22 protein-coding genes are annotated in these 18219 nt (G+C 68.3%); 15 read left to right on the plus strand and 7 right to left on the minus strand.

Going from position 1 to position 18219, the window contains the following annotated elements; translation table 11 throughout:
- Position 1 precedes the first annotated feature (1 nt).
- The 7 genes from NJQ98_RS10010 to NJQ98_RS10040 are packed head-to-tail and all read left to right on the plus strand — an operon-like array spanning position 2 to position 5847.
- Complete coding sequence (locus NJQ98_RS10010) at positions 2–910, plus strand: branched-chain amino acid ABC transporter permease (protein ID WP_262178169.1); 909 nt, start codon at positions 2–4, stop codon at positions 908–910.
- A gap of 1 nt (position 911) precedes the next feature.
- Positions 912–2063 (plus strand): branched-chain amino acid ABC transporter permease, encoded by a 1152-nt coding sequence (locus NJQ98_RS10015; protein WP_262178171.1) that lies wholly within the window; start codon positions 912–914, stop codon positions 2061–2063.
- Positions 2060–2860 carry an ABC transporter ATP-binding protein gene (locus NJQ98_RS10020; RefSeq protein ID WP_262178173.1) on the plus strand — a complete coding sequence of 267 codons (801 nt, stop codon included), beginning with the start codon at positions 2060–2062 and terminating at the stop codon, positions 2858–2860. The genes NJQ98_RS10015 and NJQ98_RS10020 overlap by 4 nt, the downstream gene beginning before the upstream one ends.
- A 2-nt stretch (positions 2861–2862) precedes the next feature.
- Positions 2863–3618, plus strand: coding sequence for an ABC transporter ATP-binding protein (locus tag NJQ98_RS10025; RefSeq protein ID WP_262178175.1), 756 nt, complete (start codon positions 2863–2865; stop codon positions 3616–3618).
- A 22-nt stretch (positions 3619–3640) separates the two neighbouring features.
- Positions 3641–4582, plus strand: a complete 942-nt coding sequence (locus NJQ98_RS10030; protein ID WP_262178177.1) for a DMT family transporter — start codon at positions 3641–3643, stop codon at positions 4580–4582.
- Positions 4583–4607: 25 nt separating this feature from the next.
- Positions 4608–5504: a DMT family transporter gene (locus tag NJQ98_RS10035; protein ID WP_262178179.1), complete on the plus strand. Its 897-nt coding sequence runs from the start codon at positions 4608–4610 to the stop codon at positions 5502–5504.
- 58 nt (positions 5505–5562) lie between these two features.
- Positions 5563–5847, plus strand: coding sequence for a DUF7545 family protein (locus tag NJQ98_RS10040; RefSeq protein ID WP_262178181.1), 285 nt, complete (start codon positions 5563–5565; stop codon positions 5845–5847).
- Here the strand turns inward: NJQ98_RS10040 and NJQ98_RS10045 are convergent.
- Positions 5844–6509, minus strand: coding sequence for a 2,5-diamino-6-(ribosylamino)-4(3H)-pyrimidinone 5'-phosphate reductase (locus NJQ98_RS10045; protein WP_262178183.1), 666 nt, complete (start codon positions 6507–6509; stop codon positions 5844–5846). The genes NJQ98_RS10040 and NJQ98_RS10045 overlap by 4 nt on opposite strands.
- Positions 6510–6551: 42 nt before the next feature.
- Complete coding sequence (locus NJQ98_RS10050; RefSeq protein WP_262178185.1) at positions 6552–7010, minus strand: hypothetical protein; 459 nt, start codon at positions 7008–7010, stop codon at positions 6552–6554.
- Positions 7011–7369: 359 nt separating this feature from the next.
- On the opposite strand from NJQ98_RS10050, the gene NJQ98_RS10055 reads away from it, so the two are divergent.
- Positions 7370–8482: a glutamate-cysteine ligase family protein gene (locus NJQ98_RS10055; protein ID WP_262178187.1), complete on the plus strand. Its 1113-nt coding sequence runs from the start codon at positions 7370–7372 to the stop codon at positions 8480–8482.
- A gap of 1 nt (position 8483) precedes the next feature.
- On the opposite strand, the gene NJQ98_RS10060 is transcribed toward NJQ98_RS10055, so the two are convergent.
- The 4 genes from NJQ98_RS10060 to NJQ98_RS10075 all read right to left on the minus strand — a co-directional run bounded on the left by NJQ98_RS10060 (position 8484) and on the right by NJQ98_RS10075 (position 11693).
- The gene (locus tag NJQ98_RS10060) at positions 8484–8726 is read right to left on the minus strand and encodes a hypothetical protein (protein ID WP_262178189.1); all 243 of its coding nucleotides are present in this window, start codon (positions 8724–8726) and stop codon (positions 8484–8486) included.
- A 94-nt stretch (positions 8727–8820) separates the two neighbouring features.
- On the minus strand, positions 8821–10548 hold the full coding sequence (gene ilvD / locus NJQ98_RS10065) for a dihydroxy-acid dehydratase (RefSeq protein ID WP_262178191.1): 1728 nt from the start codon (positions 10546–10548) through the stop codon (positions 8821–8823).
- Between the two features lie 72 nt (positions 10549–10620).
- Positions 10621–11316, minus strand: coding sequence for a DICT sensory domain-containing protein (locus NJQ98_RS10070; RefSeq protein ID WP_262178193.1), 696 nt, complete (start codon positions 11314–11316; stop codon positions 10621–10623).
- A gap of 8 nt (positions 11317–11324) precedes the next feature.
- A complete protein-coding gene (locus NJQ98_RS10075) occupies positions 11325–11693 on the minus strand; it encodes a DUF7344 domain-containing protein (RefSeq protein WP_262178195.1) in 369 nt (122 codons plus the stop codon).
- A gap of 251 nt (positions 11694–11944) precedes the next feature.
- Here NJQ98_RS10075 and NJQ98_RS10080 point away from each other — a divergent pair, with 251 nt between their 5' ends.
- The 7 genes from NJQ98_RS10080 to NJQ98_RS10110 all read left to right on the plus strand — a co-directional run bounded on the left by NJQ98_RS10080 (position 11945) and on the right by NJQ98_RS10110 (position 17046).
- On the plus strand, positions 11945–12910 hold the full coding sequence (locus NJQ98_RS10080) for a beta-ribofuranosylaminobenzene 5'-phosphate synthase family protein (RefSeq protein ID WP_262178197.1): 966 nt from the start codon (positions 11945–11947) through the stop codon (positions 12908–12910).
- 74 nt (positions 12911–12984) lie between these two features.
- Positions 12985–13821, plus strand: coding sequence for an RAD55 family ATPase (locus tag NJQ98_RS10085; RefSeq protein WP_262178200.1), 837 nt, complete (start codon positions 12985–12987; stop codon positions 13819–13821).
- A gap of 66 nt (positions 13822–13887) precedes the next feature.
- The gene (locus NJQ98_RS10090; protein ID WP_262178202.1) at positions 13888–14772 is read left to right on the plus strand and encodes a hypothetical protein; all 885 of its coding nucleotides are present in this window, start codon (positions 13888–13890) and stop codon (positions 14770–14772) included.
- Positions 14769–15404 (plus strand): DUF8135 domain-containing protein, encoded by a 636-nt coding sequence (locus tag NJQ98_RS10095; protein WP_262178205.1) that lies wholly within the window; start codon positions 14769–14771, stop codon positions 15402–15404. The genes NJQ98_RS10090 and NJQ98_RS10095 overlap by 4 nt, the downstream gene beginning before the upstream one ends.
- Before the next feature lie 32 nt (positions 15405–15436).
- Positions 15437–15754, plus strand: coding sequence for a transcription factor S (locus NJQ98_RS10100; RefSeq protein WP_262178207.1), 318 nt, complete (start codon positions 15437–15439; stop codon positions 15752–15754).
- Positions 15755–15815: 61 nt separating this feature from the next.
- Positions 15816–16604 carry a hypothetical protein gene (locus NJQ98_RS10105; protein WP_262178209.1) on the plus strand — a complete coding sequence of 263 codons (789 nt, stop codon included), beginning with the start codon at positions 15816–15818 and terminating at the stop codon, positions 16602–16604.
- A gap of 199 nt (positions 16605–16803) precedes the next feature.
- Positions 16804–17046: a hypothetical protein gene (locus tag NJQ98_RS10110; RefSeq protein ID WP_262178211.1), complete on the plus strand. Its 243-nt coding sequence runs from the start codon at positions 16804–16806 to the stop codon at positions 17044–17046.
- Between the two features lie 35 nt (positions 17047–17081).
- Here the strand turns inward: NJQ98_RS10110 and NJQ98_RS10115 are convergent, their stop codons facing one another.
- Entirely contained in the window at positions 17082–17954 is an 873-nt protein-coding gene (locus NJQ98_RS10115) for a ZIP family metal transporter (protein WP_262178213.1), read from the minus strand.
- Positions 17955–18219: the final 265 nt, after the last annotated feature.

The following is an 18219-nucleotide window of genomic DNA, read 5'->3' on the forward strand; positions in this document are numbered from 1 at the left end:
AATGGTACTCGACCAACTCGCCAGCGGGCTGGTGTACAGCAGCATCATCGTGCTCGGCAGCATCGGCCTGTCGCTGGTGTACAGCATCGCGGGCTTCGCGAACTTCGCCCACGGCGACACCATGACCATCGGCGCCTACACGGCGCTCGTCACTTTCGGTGCGGTCGGTGGAATCGGCGGGTCCGTCCTCGGGCTACCGGCCGGCTTTTTCGTGGCGCTGGTCGCCGGCATAGCGATGGCCGCACTCGTCGCAGTCGTCACCGAGAAACTCGTCTACAGCGGGATGGACCTGGACTCCATCGGGCTGCTCATCGCCTCCATCGGGCTCGCGTTCATCTACCGCGCGCTCATCCAGCTGGGCTTTAGCGCCCAGTCGACCAGGTACGGCATCCAGTCGCTCCGGCCGATAGAAGCGCTGGTGCCCTACGGGGTCCGCATCACGGAGCACGACGTGGCCATCTTCGTCTCCGCGTCGCTGTTGGTCGTCGGCCTACACGTCCTCTTGCAGTACAGCGACCTCGGCCGGAAGATGCGCGCGATGGCCGACAACCCGGACCTCGCGCGCGTCAGCGGCATCCGGACCGAGCGGGTCAAGCTGTGGACCTGGATCATCGGCGCCGGCCTCGCCGGAGCCGGCGGCGTGTTCCTGGGACTGTACAGCCAGCTCACCCCCCGGATGGGCTTCAATCTCCTCTTGCTCATCTTCGCCGCCGTCATCCTCGGCGGCATCGGCTCCGTCTACGGCGCCATGCTCGGGGGCTTTCTCATCGGGATGATAAACCAGTTGACGCCGCTGCTGTCGGACATCGGTATCCCCATCGGCATCGAGTACGCCAACGCGATAGCCTTCGTCATCATGGTGGTCGTGTTGCTGGTCCGGCCAAACGGCATCGCCGGGGAGGCGACCTGAGATGTCGCTCGTCGAGGACCCGAGAGGGTACTGGAGCGGCCTCACCGTCGCCGAGAAGGGAGTGACCGCGGCGATAGTGCTGTTCGCGGTCGGGCTCGTGGTGAGCCTGCTCGGGGGCCTGCTCGCGCCGACCTACTTCCTCTTTCTGGTCGGCCTCGCGGGGATGTACGCGCTGCTCTCGCTCGGGCTCAACTCCCAGTGGGGCTTCTCGGGGCTCATCAACTTCAGCGTCGCCGCCTTCTTCGGTATCGGTGCCTACGGCACCGCGCTCGCCAGCGCGAGCAGTTCGCCGGTGGCGGGCGGTCTCCCCCCGATTGTAGGCCTGTTCGCCGCGCTGGTACTCGCGGCACTGTTGGCGCTGTTCATCGGGATTCCGACGCTCCGGCTCCGGGCGGACTACCTCGCTATCGCCTCTATCGGCCTGGCCGAAGTCGTCCGCCTCATCGTCCTCAACCAGGACTCGTGGACGAACGGCAGCGCCGGCGTCCGCGGCATCCCGGGCTTTTTCGAGGGGTGGCCGGTCCTGGCGACGTTCCCCGACACGATGCCGACTATCGTCCTCGGTTCCGGCCCCGGCGCCATGGTACTCAACGCGCCGTTCTGGCAGGCTCTCTTGAACGTGGGGCTGGTGCTCGCCTTCGTCGGCGTGAGCTACCTGGTCCTGCGCCGGGCCCACCGGTCGCCGTGGGGCCGCGTGCTCCGGACGATTCGCTCGGACGAGGACCTGGCCAGCGCGCTGGGGAAGAACACCTACGCCTTCAAGATGCAGGCGTTCGTCCTCGGGAGCCTCATCATGGCGCTCGCGGGAGTCTTCTACGCGCATCTGAACCTCTATGTCAGCCCCGGCGACCTGGACCCCATCACGACGTTCTACGTCTGGGTCGCCGTCATCCTGGGCGGCAGCGGCTCCAACCGCGGCGCGCTCTTTGGCGGCGTCGTCATCGTCCTCATCCGGGAAGGGACGCGGGGGCTGCCCTTCGAGGCGGCACCGATACGGCTGCTCGCTATCGGGGTCATCATCGTCCTGCTGATGCGGTTCCGTCCGCAGGGCATCCTGCCCCCACAGAAGGAGCTCATCTGGCCCGGTACCGTCGACGAAACGCCCCAGCAACCGGACTCCGGCGTGCGAGAGACGAAAGCAGGTGAAAAATGAGCGAACAGACCACCCAGACGGCGGCAACGATGTCCAAGGACGACGTGGTGTTGCGCGTCGACGATATGGTGAAGAAGTTCGGCGCGCTCATCGCGACCGACCACGCAACCTTCGAGGTCGAACGGGGCACCGTCACGGGGCTTATCGGCCCGAACGGGGCGGGGAAATCGACGCTGTTCAACCTCATCTCGGGCTTTTACGAGGCCGACTCGGGCACCGTCGAGGTCGACGGGACCGACGTCACCGGACTGGAGCCCTACGAGATAGCCGACCACGGCCTGATTCGGACATTCCAGACGCCGCGTAAAGTAGAGGGGATGACGGTCCGGGAAGCGATGCTCGTCGGGCCGCGGGACCAGCCCGGTGAGTCCTTCCTGAAGCTGTTCACCTCGCCGGGGGCGGTCGGGGAGGCCGAATCGAAGAACATGGACGACGTCAACCGTATCCTAGAGGAGTTCGAGATTGACCACCTGGCGACCCAGCCGGCGAGCAAGATATCGGGCGGTCAGATGAAGCTGGTCGAGCTGGCCCGCGCGATGCTCTCGGAGCCCGAGATACTGCTGCTCGACGAGCCGGCCGCCGGGGTGAACCCGACCCTTCGCAAGAAGCTCGCCGAGCAGATTCGCCGGCTCAACGAGGAGGGGACGACGTTCCTGCTCATCGAACACGACATGGAGTTCGTGATGAGCCTGGCCGACCCGGTCATCGTCCTCGACCAGGGGAGCGTCCTCATGGAGGGCCGACCCGACGAAGTCCAGAGCGACGAGCGCGTCATCGACGCCTACCTCGGAGGATAACTATGTCAGGAGACACAACCACCACACAGGAACCCCCCGGAGACGGGGCGGCCGACCACATCGTCGAGCTGTCGGGCGTCGACAGCGGCTACGGCGAGGTACAGGTGCTCGACGACTGCTCGCTGCATCTCGACGCCGGCGAAATCGTCTGTCTCATCGGCCCGAACGGCGCCGGGAAGTCGACCGTCCTCAAGACGGTCTTTGGCATGCTCACGCCGTGGGAGGGGTCGGTCACGTACCACGGCGAGGACATCGGCGGGATGGCGCCCGAAGACATCGTCCGCGAGGGCATCGGCTACGTCCCCCAGACCGAGAACGTCTTCGGCTCGCTCACCATCGAGGAGAACCTCCGGATGGGCGGGGTCGCCCGCGAGGGCGGCCTCGAAACGGTCATTGATGACCTCTACGAGCGGTTCCCGCTGCTTGACGAGAAACAGACGGCCAAGGCCAAGACCCTCTCCGGCGGCCAGCGCCAGGTGCTCGCCTTCGCCCGCGCGCTCGTGATGGAGCCGGACGTGTTGCTCATCGACGAGCCGTCGGCCGGGCTGGCCCCCAACACCGCGAAAGACGTCTTCGGCCACGTCGAGGCGGTAAACGAGATGGACACGGCTATTCTCATGGTCGAGCAGAACGCCACGGAGGGGCTCGGTATCTCCGACCGCGGCTACGTCCTCGACCAGGGGACGGTGAGGTTCGGAGGCGAGGCGGGCTCGCTGCTCGACAACGACGAGGTCTCGAAGCTCTATCTGGGCGGATGAACGGGGGCGACGCCCGCCGGCTATGAGCGTCCTCCGGAAATACGTCTTCGCGCTCGGACCGCTCGCCGCGGCCGCCCTGTGGGGCGGGATGTACGTCGTCAGCAAGTGGAGCTTCGCGCTCGTCCCGCCTGTCACGCTCGGCTTTTTCCGGGTCGCGCTGGGCGCGGGCGCCCTGTGGCTGTGGCTCCGTGTCGCCGGCGGGAGCGACGCCGACCGGCCGGGCCGCGAGGACTGGCCGGCGCTCGCGGGCCTGGGCGGCTGGGTGACACTCACCATCGTCGCGCAGTTCCTCGGCACCGAGCTCACGAACGCGAGCCAGGGGTCGCTGCTGACGGTGCTGACGCCGGTCTTCGTCGTCCTTCTCGGCGCGGCGCTGCTGGGCGAGCGCGTCACGACGCCGAAGGCGGCCGGTATCGCGCTCGCCGCGGTCGGGACCGCCGTCGTCGTCGCGGGCCAGTACGACGTGCGGTCGGTCGCGGCCGGCAACGCCGCCGGCGTGCTGTTGCTCGTCGTCGCGAGCGTCGCGTGGGCCGGCTTCACCGTCTGGGGCCTCCCGGTCGTCCGGAAGTACTCGGCGCTGACCGCCGCCACCTACGCCACCATCGCCGCCACGCCCATGCTCGGGGTGCTGGCCGCCGCCGAGCTGTGGTATCTCGGCGGGCCGCTGGGTGCCCTCTCGCTGGGGCCGGAGTCGCTGCTCGCCATCGGCTATCTGGGACTCGCCTCGACGGCGGCGGCGTGGTACCTCTGGTACAAGGGCCTTGAGTACGTCCCCGCGGGGACCGTGGCCGTCTTCTTCTTCCTCCAGCCCGTCGTCGGGACGGCCCTGGCGACGGCGCTGCTCGGCGAACAGGTCGGCCCCGAGTTCGTGGTCGGCAGCCTCATGATAGGGACCAGCGTCTGGGTCGTCAGCCGCGAGCGAGCGGCCGACACGGCTCCGGACCAACAGCCGGGGGAGACATGACCGTCTGTCGTCCCACGAGACGACGATGAGCGGGCCCCTGGCCGCACTCGACGACGGAACGCCGCCCGAGGTTGGCCTGGCGGTCGCCATCGTCGCCATCAGCACGGGGGCGATTCTCGTCCGGCTCAGCGACGCGCCGGCGACCGTCGCCGCGTTCTACCGCGTCCTCTTTACCACGCTCCCGCTCGTGCCGCTGGCGCTGTGGCGCTATCGGAGCGACTTCGCCCGTATTGGCCGCCGGGACCTGCTCTTTGCGACGCTGTCGGGCGTCGCGCTCGCGGTGCACTTCGCGTCGTGGTTCGAGAGCCTGGCCTGGACCAGCGTGGCCGCGAGCGTCACCCTCGTCCAGTCCCAGCCCCTGTTCGTGGCGCTGGGCGCCTGGCTCCTGCTCGACGAGCGCCTGTCCCGGCGCACGGTCGCCGGTATCCTCGTCGCCGTGGCCGGGATGGTGACGATGGCGCTCGGCGACCTGCTCACCGGCGTCCTCGTCGGGCGCGACCCGCTGCTTGGCAACGCGCTCGCGCTGCTGGGCGCGGTGATGGCCGCCGGCTACGTCCTCGCCGGCCGGTCGCTGCGCCAGCGCGTCTCGCTGATTCCCTACGTTGTCGTCGTCTACAGCGTCTGTAGCGTCGTGTTGCTGGGCATCGTGGTCGCGCAGGGGGCGCCGCTGACAGGGTATCCGACCCGCGAGTGGGCGCTCTTTGCCGGGCTCGCGCTGGGCCCCGGGCTGTTCGGTCACACGGTCATCAACTGGGCGCTGGCGCACCTCCGGTCCAGCGTCGTCTCCGTCTCACTGCTCGGGGAGCCGGTGGGTTCGACACTGCTCGCCTTTCTCCTGCTGTCCGAGGCCCCGACCCTCGTCACCGTCGGTGGCGGCGCCGTCGTCCTTACAGGCATCGTGGTGACCGCCACGGACCGGTAAGCGGGCGCTCGGACGCGAACCCGACAGACCCTTCTGTGCGGTCGCTGAACTGTGTCCCATGGCAAGCGACACTGTCACGCTGACAATCGAAGGCGAGGACGACGCCGACGAACTGACCGTGCCCAGCGAGCTGCTGGACCTGCTACGCGAGAACGACGAGACGGACCCGGCCGTCGTCGGCGACATCGCGATGTTCGGAATGGCCCAGCGCATCCACGGCGCCGTCCACCACGGCCAGGGCGAGGCCGACCAGGGGATTCAGGACCTAGAAGAGCTCACGCTCGACCTCTTCGAGGAGCGCTTTGGCGCCTCCTTCGCCGAGCTGACCGGCCACGACCACTAGTTTTCGACTGTCCAGGTCAGCAGGACGCCGTCGTCGACCTGCTCGACCGACTCCAGGGCGAGCTCGGGGAACGACTCGACGAAGCCGTCGCCGTCGGCCAGCGTCGGGGCGTCCCGACCCCCCAGCACCGTCGCGCCGACGTAGACGCGTAGCTCGTCGACCAGCCCCGCCTCGAAGAGGCTGAAGATGAGTTCCCCGCCGCCTTCGACCATCAGCCGGTCGATACCCTCCCCCTCCAGCTTCGCCAACGCCGTCGTGAGGTCCACGCGGTCCTCGCCGGCGGCCAGCACGTAGGCGCCGGCCGCCTCCATCTGCTCGATGAAGTCGGTCGGCGCGGCCTCGCTGGTGAGCAGGTACGTCTCGGCGGCGCCGTCCAGCACGGTGGCCTCGGGCGGCGTGCGAATCCGTGAGTCGGCGACGACCCGTGCCGGGTTCTCGGGCTCGCCGCGGCTTCGCCGCGCGGCGTGTCGGTCGGCGTCCTTGACCGTCAGCGAGGGGTCGTCCGCGAGGACGGTCCCGACGCCGACCATGACGGCGTCGCTGTCCGCCCGGAGCTGGTCCACCCGGTCGAAGTCCTCGGGACCGGAGATGTCGAGTTGCTCGCGCTGTCGCGAGGCGAGCTTCCCGTCCGCGCTCATCGCGGCGTTGACGACGACGTACATACAGCGGGCACAGGCGGGTGAGCCGAAAACGGGTTTCGGTTTCTACGCGGGTTCCCTGTCGGGACGGCTGCCGAGACGCCGCGTATCCAGGGACTTGTGCTGGCCGTCGGCCGTGCGGAGTTTCAGCGTCGTCCCGTCGATGACCAGTTCGACCACGTCGAGGGTCGTCTTCGTCGTCCACCCCTGGAGCCGGACCATTCCCGCTTCGTCGATTTCGATGAAGGTGCGTGGCTTCGTCGCCGCGTCCATCGACCACGACTCCCCGCCCAGCGACACCTCCGTCCCGCCGGTCTCCGCCCGGGCGAACACGCAGACGTGTTGCTTTCGGGCTTGCTCCCCCCGCTCGTGGTCGACGCGCTCCCACTCCTCGTAGTCGATGCCGAAGTGGGCGGCCCACAGCTCCAGATACTCGAAGTCGAAGCGCTTCTGGCCGTCGGCGTCGCGACCGCTGCGCCAGATGACGTGTGCCTCCGAGGGTTTCGACCCGAAGAAGCTACCCACGCTAGCTTCCCCCAGGAGTATCAACTGCTGTAACGGTGTCTCCCGGAACTCCCGCGGTGTCTCTCGCCGGCAGACTGGCAGTGAACGACGACCTCAGCATACCGTATGCACTCGCAGTATCAAGTATAAAAATACTGGCCGTCACGCCCGAGGTTTCGTATTGGAAGTTCCTCCGGATTATGCGCCTTACAGACAATCAATATAAGGATATTAGAACTGTTCTGGTACAAACGTTTATGTTTCCCCCGATTATCTGGCTGTGATGAGTGTTCCCGCTGTGTGGCGCCGGTACGCGACGACGGCCGCCGGCGGGGGCCACTGACGGACCGAAGCGACTGACCGAACGCATCCAACCTACCGTGTCAGAACCCGACTCACCCCAGATACGTCGGAGCATCGAGGTCGAATACTGGGTCGTCGACGACGAAGGCCGGCTCGTCGAGCCCGGCCCGCTCGTGGCGGCCGCGCCGGGCGTCGAACGGGAGTTCGTCGAGCCGATACTGGAGATAAAGACGACACCGTGTGAGTCGACGCCGCGGCTCCGGGCCGAGCTGTTCGAACGCATCGAGCGGGTGCTCTCGGTCGCCGACGAACACGACATGGGGCTGGTTCCGCTCGCGACCCCGATACACGCCGACGAGATAGCCGACCTGCCAAGCGACCGCACCCGGATACAGGACGAGATAATCGGCTCGGACTTCGAGTACGTCCGCCACTGTGCGGGCACGCACATCCACGTCGAGCAGATTCCCGGGCGCGCTATCGACCAGCTGAACACGCTGGTCGCACTGGACCCCGCGCTGGCGCTCGTCAACTCCGCGCGTCGGTTCCGCGGACAGCCGCTGGCCGACGGCGTTCGGTCGAAGCTCTACCGGTGGATGGCCTACGACGGGCTGTCACACCAGGGGCGGCTCTGGCGGTACATCGAGTCCCGGGCGGACTGGGAACGGCGCCTCCAGCGCCGGTACGAGGAGTTCGAACGCGCGGCGCTGGAGGCGGGCGTCGACCGGCGGGCGTTCGCGGCCTCGTTCGATCCCGAGAGCGCGGTCTGGACGCCCGTTCAGCTCCGGGCCGAGTTCGGGACCGTCGAGTGGCGCTCGCCGGACACGGCCCTGCCCAGCAGCGTCGTCGACCTCGCCGACACCGTGGCCAGGACGGTCGAACACCTCCGGGACGCCGAGGTCCGCATCGAGGGCGAGACCGGGCGCGTCACCGACAGCCAGGTCGTCCTGCCGGAGTTCAACCACGTCCTGGAGTACGTCAACGCCGCCATCCGCGACGGTATCGCCGACGAGTCGCTGTGTGCCTACCTCGAACGCATGGGGTTCGACGTCGGCGCCTACGACCCCATCTCCCGCCAGCAGGGCGACCGGGGGATGATGACAGAGGCCCGGGCGCGGGAGCGGCGGCTCGCGTACGCCGAGCGCCTCGAACAGGACGTCACCGAGGCCCAGTCGATGCGCGCCGACTGACTTACTTCCGCGTCAACTGGATGAGTCCCTGTTTGAGGGCCAGTTTGAACCGCTCGTCCAGGGGCATCGCCTCCCAGCCGTCGGGCAGTTCGTCGGCGGGCAGCGAACGCAGCGACTCGACGAGCGACTCGTGGAGAAAGCGGCCGTTCTCGTCGCACTCGTCACAGGTCCGGATGACGGACCGAATCTCGAACGGGCGCGTGACGGTGGCCTCGCAGTGCGAGCAGACGTACGTCTCGGTCACTGTGCCACGTTCCGTCGCTGACTACTCCTATCTTGCGGCCCCGACCCGGTGTTCGTCGCCGAATCCGCCCCGCATGGCGACCGCAGGACCGGCGTCAGTCCCACTTCGCGCCGGGGTTGGTGACCGCGCCGTTGGACGCGGAGCCGAAGTCGCGGTGGTACTTCGCGAGGATGCCGGTGTCGTACTGCGGTTCGGGGTCGTAGTCCTCCAAGCGCTCGGCGATCTCCTCGTCGGTGAGGTCGACGGAGAGCTCCAGTTCGTCGATGTCGATGGTGATGGTGTCGCCGTCCTCCAGCGCGGCGATGGGGCCGCCGGCGAAGGCCTCCGGCGCGACGTGGCCGATGGAAAAGCCCCGCGTGGCGCCGGAGAACCGGCCGTCGGTGAAGAGCGCGACGTCCTCGGCGTGGCCCTGGCCGGCGACGGCCGACGTGACGCCGAGCATCTCGCGCATTCCAGGGCCGCCCTGGGGGCCTTCGTTCCGGATACCGATGACGTCGCCGGACTCGACGTTGCCCTCCTGGACGTACTCCATTGCGCCCTCCTCGTCGTCGAAGATGCGGACGGGCCCCTCGTGGCGGAGGTGGTCCTCGCCGGTGATCTTGATGACCGCGCCGTCGGGCGCGAGGTTGCCGGTGAGAATTCGGATGGCCCCCTGCTCGTTTTTCGGTTCCTCGACGGTGTAGAGGAAGTCCGCGTCGAGTTCCTCGATGGCCGGCGGGTCGATGCGTTCGAGCCCCTCCGCGAGGGTCTCGCCGGTGACGGTCATCGCGTCGCCGTGGAGCAGGTCGGCATCGAGCAGCGCCTTGAGGACGACCGGGATGCCGCCGACCTCGAAGAGGTCGTTCATCACGCGCTCCCCGCCCGGCTGGAGGTTCGCGATTTTTGGCGTGCGCTTGCTTATCTCGTTGAACGTCTCGATGTCGAGGTCGACGTCGGCCTCGGCGGCCATCGCCAGCAGGTGGAGGACGGCGTTGGTCGAGCCCCCGGTGGCGACCTGGAGCGCGATGGCGTTCTCGAAGGACTCCCGCGTGAGGATGTCCGACGGCTTGCGGTCGTTCTCGATGGCGTCGAGGGCGACCTCGCCGGCCTCCTCGGCGATATCGTAGCGGTCCTCGTGTTCGGCGGGCGCACCGGAGGAGCCCAGCGGCGCGAGCCCGATGGTCTCGGAGATGGCGGCCATCGTGTTCGCGGTGAACATCCCGCCACAGGAGCCGGCCCCCGGGCAGGCGTGGCGTTCCATCTCGTCGAGTTCCCCCTCGGTCATCTCGCCGTCGGCGACGGCGCCCACGCCCTCGAAGACGTTCTGAATCGTTATCTCGCGGCCGCCGTGCTCGCCCGGCATGATAGACCCGCCGTAGACGAAGACGCTGGGGAGGTCGGTCCGTATCGAGGCCATCATCATCCCGGGCATGTTCTTGTCACAGCCGCCGATGGTGACCAGCCCGTCCATCCGTTCGCCGAAGGAGACCAGTTCGACGGAGTCGGCGATGACCTCCCGGGAGATGAGCGACGCCTTCATCCCCTCGGTCCCCATCGAGACGGCGTCGGAGATGGTGATAGTGCCGAACTCGATGGGCATCCCGCCGGCCGCGTCGATGCCCTCGTAGGCCGACTCGGCAACGTCGTCCAAGTGGACGTTACACGGGGTGATGTCCGCGGCGGGGTTGGCGACGCCGACCATCGGCGACTGGAGGTCCTCGTCGTCGTACCCCATCGCCCGGAACATCGCCCGGGACGGGGCCTGGTCGGTCCCTTCGGTGACTTCGCTGCTTCGCAGGTTCGGGTCCTTGCCCGACTCCTCGCGCTCGGCCTGCTTGCTCATACTGGTAGAAAGCTACGGGGCGTCTTAAACGCCGTGACTGGCCTCTGTCGGTCGCTCCGCCCGCGGCCTGCGCTACCCGTCTGCATCGGTTGGGAGTTCGTCGAGTATCGCGTCGACGAACTCCCTGTCGTCGGCCCAGTACCCCGTGTAGCCGTCGTCGCTTTCGTGGCCGAAGAGGCCACAGGGATGGTCACCGCCGTCGTAGGCGAGCAGCCAGTAGCGTTCGAGTTCGCCGGCTGCCTCGTGGTACGTGATACCGGGAATCTCCGGCGGCGTCCAGTCGGGGACGCCGTAAACGTGGATGTCTACCGCCGTGTCACCGGCGAGGCGTCGGTAGCGGGGCAGCTGGGCTTCGAACGCCGAGAACCGCTGGAAACACACGTGGAGCTCCCCGGTCCCGGTGCGGTAGACGCGGTCCTCTATCTCCCGGCTGACGGTCAGGAGCTGTCGGCAGTCCAGGGCCTGATACACCGTCCTATCGAGGGCATCGAACAGCGCTCGATACCCCTCCGAGACCGCGTCCGTATCCTCCGGACGGGACAGGGGCGGCGTCAGCAGGTCGTCCACGTCTTCGAGGGGGAGCGCGCCGGCGAACTCGCCGCGCTTCTCGATGGCCAGAAACGGCTCCGGACCGCTCGGGGCGAGAGAGCGGGACTCGACCGGGACGTTGTGGGTCTCGAACCAGGACGCGAGTGACGGCTCCCCGTCGGCGTAGACGGTGACCGCCGTCTCCGCGTTCCCGAACTCGTCCAGAACTGAGTCGAACATGTAGCTCCCTACTTCTCGGCCTCGACGCTCCGGTGAATCAACGCACGGGTCTCGGTCTCGAGTGTATCGAGGGTGACAGTGCCGCGGTCCCGGTCGTACGCCACGAGGTCGCTGTCGACGAGGGTCGGGAGATGTGTGTGATGGAGATCGAGCAGAATCCGCTCGCGGTCGTCCCGTGTGGCCATGCCGCCGGTCCGGGTGCTCTCCCATCCGGCCAGCATGGTCGCGAGCTCGTCACGGGAACACTCCCCTCTATCGAGCAGAACCGCGAGAACACGCCGCCGCCTTCGGGAAGAGAGCGCACGGTAGAACTCGTCGTCCGCGAGCCGCGGTGGCGGACCGCCGGAAGACTCTCCACGCGCCTGGTGGTCACTCACACACTGCCATTTACTGGCATTCGTTTAAAATGTTTCGAGACAGTCATGTCCTGCCGGTAAGCGGAGGGGCATTTCGGGATACGAGCGGAGTGATGCTATCGGGAGTCGTCGCTTCTCTCCGAGGATATACCACATATTTTATGTTTGTTCCCCAGTTTCCGCGGCGGAGCAACCGAGTCCGCCCAGCCCGACTGCTGGTGAATCACGCCGCTGCCAGCAGGTTCTTTCCCCCCTGTGGCGTAGGGCGAGCAATGCCAACGGTCACGACGGCGGCGAGGCTCCACTTCGGCTTTCAGAACCTCTCGCTGGCCCACGAGCGCCTGTACGGCGGTGTCGGCCTCGCACTCGACGAACCACGGTTAGTGGTCGAGGCAGAGCCGGCCGACGGGCTGGACTGTGACGACGGCGCGGTCGAACCGTACGCCCGGCGCGTCCTCGACACACTGGACGTGCCGGGCGCCGAACTGCGCGTCCGCGAGCGGTTCCCGCGACACGTCGGCCTCGGGAGCGGGACCCAGCTGGCGCTCGCGACGCTCGTGGCCGTCGCCCGCGCGTACGACCTGACCGCCGACGCCCGGACCGTGGCACCGCGGCTGGGTCGGGGCGGGCGCAGCGGCGTCGGCGTCGGCACCTTCGAGGGCGGCGGCTTCGTCGTCGACGGCGGCCACCCGACGGAGCGGTTCACCCACAACCCCCCGCCGGAGGGTGACTGGGACGTCCCGCCGGTCGTGGCGAACCATCACGTCCCGGCGGACTGGCGGTTCCTCCTCGTCGTCCCCGACAGCGACCCGGGGCAAAGCGGCAGCGACGAGGACCGCAGTATGCGGACGGCCATAGAGCGCGCCGACCCCGGCATCGCCGACCAGATATCGACGCTGCTCACCCGGCGGCTGCTGCCCGCCATCGCCGGGCGGGACCGCCGCGAGTTCGGCGCCACGGCGGCCCGGCTCGGCCGGCTCAACGGTGCGTGGTACGCCGACGAGCAGGGCGGCGTCTACCGACCCCCGGCGGGCACCCTCGTCGAAGCCCTCTCCGACGCGCCCACCGTCACCGGTGCCGGCCAGTCCTCGTGGGGGCCGACAGTGTGGGGGTTGACCGACGTCGACGGGGCGGACGCGGCGAGAGAGGCGGGGTCCCGGGCCCTGGAGGCAGCCGGCGTCAGCGGCGACGTTCGCGTGGCCGCCCCGCGTAACACCGGGGCGTCGCTCGACGAGTGACAGGCCCGACCGGCCCCGAGTATCGGCGGGCGTCGGGGCCAAGCGTTTAAGCGCTCGGGGAAGCGTTGGCGTGTATGGACCGCATCCCCTTCGGTGTCAAGCAGCTCGACTCCATCATCAACGGGGGCGCGCCGACGGGCAGCGTCGTGTTGCTCTCGGGGCAGGCCGGCGCCGGCTCGCGGGAGTTCATGCACACCAGCGCGATAATCAACGGGATGGCCGAGGAGGACCCCGAACTGTTCGACCTCTACTACGGCGACCCCGCCGAGAAGGCGGTACTCCCCGAGGCAGTCCACTATCTCTCTCTGACCGCGAGCGAGGGGCAACTCGCCGACGAGATGCGGCTGGCGATGGACGACGAGGTGTTAGACGCCGGGCTGGCCGGCGTGGAGTTTCACGACATGTCCGAGCGGTACTTCCACATGAGCCCGGTGCCCCGGGAGTGGTACGCCGCCGAGACGCCCAACATCAAGGATCTCCGGGCGCGCCACGAACGCGAGGACCTGCTTGGCGCGCTGGGGACCCGACTCAGCAACATCGCCCCGAACAACCTCGTCGTCATCGACTCCCTGTCGGACCTCGTGGCGGCGATGGGCGAGGACATCGACTGGGCCGATATCACCTTCCTCGTCTCGGGCATCCAGAAGGCGGCCCACCAGTGGGGCGGGCTCATCCTCATGCATCTCAACCACGAGACGGTGAGCAACACCCGGGAGGGCCAGCTGAGCGAGGCCGCCCACGGCACCATGGAGTTCTCCTGGGAGTCGGGCGGGTCGACCCGCGCGCGGACGCTCGTCGTCAAGCAGTTCCGCGGCGTCCTCTCGCAGATAGAGGACGAGAACATCGTCCAGTTCGAGACCGAACTCGGCGACGCCGGCTTCGACATCAGCGACGTCCGGAAGATACGCTAGCCACGAGTTTCGTCTCCTGAAATAGGCAGCAAACGCTTAACTATCCCGTTACATGAAAGGTACATAATGGCCAGTGAGTCGACCGACGAGGGGGTGGTCGCCGTCGAGCTGCCGCCGGAGCTCGACGAGTGGCTGGACGAGCGCGCTCGGGAGCTGGGCGAGCCCCGCGAGGAGCTCGTGACACGGCTGCTGGCGACCTACCGGAGCACGACGGAGCGCGACGGCGGCGACCTGGCGGACGCGCTCGACGTCGAACGCCGCGTCGAGGACGCGATGCAGGACGAGCTCGACGCGACCGTCGCGGCGGCCGTCGACGAGCGCGTCGACTCGACGGTGCGCGACCGGCTGCCCGATATCACCGACGCCGTCGAATCGCGCGTCGAGGGGCGGCTGGACGACGTCGAAGACGATTTCGGCGAGAAGATAACCGACGTGCGCGAGCGCGTCGTCCAGCTCAAGCGGGAACTGGACGGCAAGGCGCCCGCCGACCACGAGGCCTTCGAGAGGGTCGCGGAACTGGACGAGAGCGTCGCCGAACTGAACCGCGAGCTCGTCGAGGTCAGAGACGAGGTCGAGGACGGGCTGGCGGGCCAGGCCGACCGCGTCGACGAGCTGGAGGCGCGCTTCGAGGATATCGACGGGCGCCTCGACGACACCGAGGAGAAGCTAAAGCGGGTCGCCTGGGTCGTCAACGACCTCCGGGACGACCAGGGCGGTCGCGACGCCCATCAGAAGGCCGTCGACCGCATCAAACGCGCCGCCGCGCAGGAGGGTATCAGCTCTGCCTCCTGTCAGAGCTGCGGGGAGACCGTCGAAATCGGGTTGCTGACCGACCCACAGTGTCCCCACTGTGACACGACGGTCTCCGACGTACAGCCCGAGGGCGGTATCATCCGAAAGAAGGCGTCGCTCGTCACCGCCGCACAGCTAGAGGCGGGCCCCGACCGATGAGCGGCGACGAGGACGACCCCTTCGAGGCGTTCGAGGACGCCGACGAGCGCGAGGGCGACCCCTTCGAGCGCCTCGGGGGCGTCGAACCGACCGAGGGGAGCGACGCCGCGTCCGACGGCGATGGCGGGGCCGACGACGGTACCGAGGCGACGCCGCCGACGGACGACACCGACGAACCGGCCTTCGAGGAGGAGTTCATCGACCAGGACGACCCCTTCCAGACCGGGCCGGGTCAGTCACCCACGGACGAAGCCACCGGCGACCGGGAGGCCGGAAGCGACGCCGACCCGCTCGGCGGGGACGACCCCTTCGGGGGGATGGCGGGCCGCGAGGGCGACCCCTTCGACGACGGGGAGAGCGTCTTCGAGTCGGTCGACGTCGAGAGCGTCGACGCCGACGAGGTCTGGGCGTCCCTGGACGAGGAGCCGTCGACGCCGTCGGTCGAGGGCAGCCGGTACGTCGAGGTGTCGAAACACCGCTTCTGCGAGCAGTGTGAACACTTCGCCAGCCCGCCCAACGCCCACTGCACCCACGAGGAGGCCGAGATTATCGAGTACCTGGACATGGAGACGGTCCGCCTGCTGAACTGCCCCGTCGTGGCCGAGCAGCGCGAACTCGAAGACGAGGGGTAAGGCACTTTTGCGGGGGCCGACGAGTACCAGATATGCAGTTCTGTGACGAGTGCGGGTCGATGATGAAAAAGCAAGGCGGCGTGATGCAGTGTACGAGCTGTGACCACACGGCGGACCAGGACAGCGGCGGGGACTTCGTGAGCACGGAGCAACAGTCCGGCGACGAGCTCATCGAGACCGAGGAGGGCGACAACTTCGAGGGCAAACCGACCGCCGACGACGTGGTCTGTGACGACTGCGGCCACACGGAGGCCTGGTACACCATCAAACAGACCGGGGCGGCCGACGAACCGCCGACGCGGTTCTTCAAGTGCAAGGAGTGTGGCTATCGCTGGCGGGAGTACAACTGACACTCCAACGCGAGTTGCGGCCACCTGAAAGCATTTACACGTCTCGACGGTAGCGACGGCCATGCGCCGTCGTACCCTCCTCGCGCTCGTCGGCTCACTGGCCGCCGGGAGCGGCTGTACCGGCACCAGCGACGACCCCGCGGAGGCGACCGTCACGCCGGCCCCGGTTCCCACCCGGGCCGAGTCGCGGACCGAGCACGTCGTCGCGACGGCGGCGGCGGTCCAGCCCGGGGTGGTCACGGCCGGCGACGACTCCATCGGCGTTACCGACGACGCCGGCCAGTACCTCGTCCTCTACCTGGAGGGCGACGCGCCGGACCGCTCGGCGGTGGAGTTCCGGTTCAGCGGGGCGAGCTACACCCCCGAAGACCCCGGACGGCCGCTGTACCGCGGCGATTTCGGCAGGGAGACGTACGGCGAGGACGGCGGCCCGCTCGTGTTCGGGCTGCCCGAGACCGGCGACGGGACCGACGCCGAACTCGCCTGGGGGAACGGGTCGGTAGCGCCGCCGGCGGCCCTGGTCAAACGGCTCGAAGACCCCTTGCCGCCATTCTCCGTGTCGATAGACGGCCCCGAGACGGTCGCCGACGGGTCGGACCCACAGATCACCGTCAGCGTGGCGAACGAGGGGACCGGCGCCGGCCGGTACGTCCTCGCGCTGAACCGGCAGGGGCCGAGGGTCGCGTACGTGCCCGTGACCCGCCTCGCCGGGGAGTTGGACGCCGGGGCCGACGTGACACACACTGTTGACGCCGTCCCGCCCGAGGACGGGGTCTCGACGCGGTACAGCCTCGACGTGCCCGGTCAACGGGACGACCCGAGCCACGTGATACGCCCGGCTGACTCCTGAGCCCACGCCTTCGCGGCGACGGGCCAGCGCGCGCAACGCGGGCAAACGGTCCGTGGGGCGTCGAGCGGAAAACCTCGGCAGGGCGGCGATAAACCCAGTACGACGGGCCTAAAACCGAGTGAACTCGGAAACATTCGGGACCAAACCGGCCCGAACATCTCCCCGGACTTTACCGGTACAACGACGACGGTGAACCGCAATGTTCGAAACAGACCCGTTCGCCGTGGTGACGGTCGTACACGAGACAGCACAGGCAGTCGCGTTGGTCGGACCGCCGTCGGGCCTCCCGTCGCAGGTCCCGGGATTCGTCGGGGACATCCTCGGCGAAATAGGTTCGACGGCCGGCGGTGCGATGGACGGCATCGGCGAGACGATACGCGGTCTCACGCCGGGCGGCGCGGACAGCGCCGGCGAAGCCGCGGCCAACGGTCGCGGCCGATAGGGTTCAGGCGGCCTCGCCCGCGCTCGTCAGTCCGGTCACGCCGAGACGACGAGCCACGCGGCCACGACGAGGGCGGCTCCGACGACCGTCGAGCCGACGGCGTGGGTACGGAGCTCGTCCAGCAGGTCGTGGGAGTGTTCGTGCAGGGAGCAGACCTCGTCTATCTCGCTGCCGGCCTCGCAGTTGGGGAGGAAGTCCAGCGCGATGTGGAGGAAGATACCGGCGGCGAAGCCGAAGACGACGGCGTTGACCGCGGGTGACGGGGGGACCGGGAGCAGCGCCGACGGGATGGCCGTCAGTCCGACGCCGGCCGACGGGAGCAGGAGTGCGGTCGCCGGTTTGCCGTCCCGGCCGAGCCGGCGGGCCGCGGCGTAGCCGGCCGGGCCCTTGTGGGAGACGATGGCCAGGCCAAGCAGGAGCCCCAGCGTCGGCATCGAGGCGTAGACGAGGCCGATGATGAGTCCGGCCGACAGCGCGTGGGCGGTGATGGCCGCCGTCGTCGTGTCGAACCCGGTGTCGACGTGGGTCAGCCGGTGGCCGATAGTGTGGGTGCCGTAGCCGGCGACGATGCCGGCGGCGATGCCGATACCGCCGATACGGGGTGTGCCCGCGGCGGTTCCCAGCCCCATCGCCTGCGGGACGAGGAACATCGCGGCCGAGGTGACCATCGCACCGCTTGCGAGCCCGTAGCCCCACACCAGCCGGTGTGGGCTCGTCGACGTCGCTCGCGCGCCGAGCCACGCGCCAAGCCCCATCGCGGCGAACGCGACCCACGAGATGACGAGTACTTTCCGGGCGCCGCCGGTGACGGCAAAGCCCGACAGCACGAGCAGTCCGACGACGCTCGCCAGACCGACAAGGGACGAGCGGCCCGGGTTATTAAAAACTGAAGTGTTGTTAATAGGCATTAGCCTATACAACCCAGTTGTTACTAATAAGTCCATCGCTCCAAAGGGTCGCCGTTCGCTGTAGTGGCCCGTGAAAGTCGCTGCAAGCCCGACAGCGTGGTGGCGGAGCGGTCAGCTGTGGGTCAGTCTCCCGGGTACGAACCGTCCCCGGGAAACCGTCGATTCTGAATCGACCCACCAAAGCAGGTCGCTGGAGGGGCACCGTCAGGCGTCGCCGTGTGTCCGTCTCGGTGCCGGACACCAACCTGTTTGGCGCGGCTTTATT

Origin of the sequence: Haloarcula laminariae (assembly GCF_025457605.1) — an archaeon.
In the GTDB taxonomy this organism is placed as follows: Archaea; Halobacteriota; Halobacteria; order Halobacteriales; family Haloarculaceae; genus Haloarcula; species Haloarcula laminariae.

Coding starts and splice junctions, on each gene's coding strand:
- NJQ98_RS10010 (WP_262178169.1), top strand. CDS start 2: ATGGTACTCGACCAACTCGCCAGCGGGCTGGTGTACAGCAGCATCATC.
- NJQ98_RS10015 (WP_262178171.1), top strand. CDS start 912: ATGTCGCTCGTCGAGGACCCGAGAGGGTACTGGAGCGGCCTCACCGTC.
- NJQ98_RS10020 (WP_262178173.1), top strand. CDS start 2,060: ATGAGCGAACAGACCACCCAGACGGCGGCAACGATGTCCAAGGACGAC.
- NJQ98_RS10025 (WP_262178175.1), top strand. CDS start 2,863: ATGTCAGGAGACACAACCACCACACAGGAACCCCCCGGAGACGGGGCG.
- NJQ98_RS10030 (WP_262178177.1), top strand. CDS start 3,641: ATGAGCGTCCTCCGGAAATACGTCTTCGCGCTCGGACCGCTCGCCGCG.
- NJQ98_RS10035 (WP_262178179.1), top strand. CDS start 4,608: ATGAGCGGGCCCCTGGCCGCACTCGACGACGGAACGCCGCCCGAGGTT.
- NJQ98_RS10040 (WP_262178181.1), top strand. CDS start 5,563: ATGGCAAGCGACACTGTCACGCTGACAATCGAAGGCGAGGACGACGCC.
- NJQ98_RS10045 (WP_262178183.1), bottom strand. CDS start 6,509: ATGTACGTCGTCGTCAACGCCGCGATGAGCGCGGACGGGAAGCTCGCC.
- ilvD (WP_262178191.1), bottom strand. CDS start 10,548: ATGAGCAAGCAGGCCGAGCGCGAGGAGTCGGGCAAGGACCCGAACCTG.
- NJQ98_RS10070 (WP_262178193.1), bottom strand. CDS start 11,316: ATGTTCGACTCAGTTCTGGACGAGTTCGGGAACGCGGAGACGGCGGTC.
- NJQ98_RS10080 (WP_262178197.1), top strand. CDS start 11,945: ATGCCAACGGTCACGACGGCGGCGAGGCTCCACTTCGGCTTTCAGAAC.
- NJQ98_RS10085 (WP_262178200.1), top strand. CDS start 12,985: ATGGACCGCATCCCCTTCGGTGTCAAGCAGCTCGACTCCATCATCAAC.
- NJQ98_RS10090 (WP_262178202.1), top strand. CDS start 13,888: ATGGCCAGTGAGTCGACCGACGAGGGGGTGGTCGCCGTCGAGCTGCCG.
- NJQ98_RS10095 (WP_262178205.1), top strand. CDS start 14,769: ATGAGCGGCGACGAGGACGACCCCTTCGAGGCGTTCGAGGACGCCGAC.
- NJQ98_RS10100 (WP_262178207.1), top strand. CDS start 15,437: ATGCAGTTCTGTGACGAGTGCGGGTCGATGATGAAAAAGCAAGGCGGC.
- NJQ98_RS10105 (WP_262178209.1), top strand. CDS start 15,816: ATGCGCCGTCGTACCCTCCTCGCGCTCGTCGGCTCACTGGCCGCCGGG.
- NJQ98_RS10110 (WP_262178211.1), top strand. CDS start 16,804: ATGTTCGAAACAGACCCGTTCGCCGTGGTGACGGTCGTACACGAGACA.
- NJQ98_RS10115 (WP_262178213.1), bottom strand. CDS start 17,954: ATGCCTATTAACAACACTTCAGTTTTTAATAACCCGGGCCGCTCGTCC.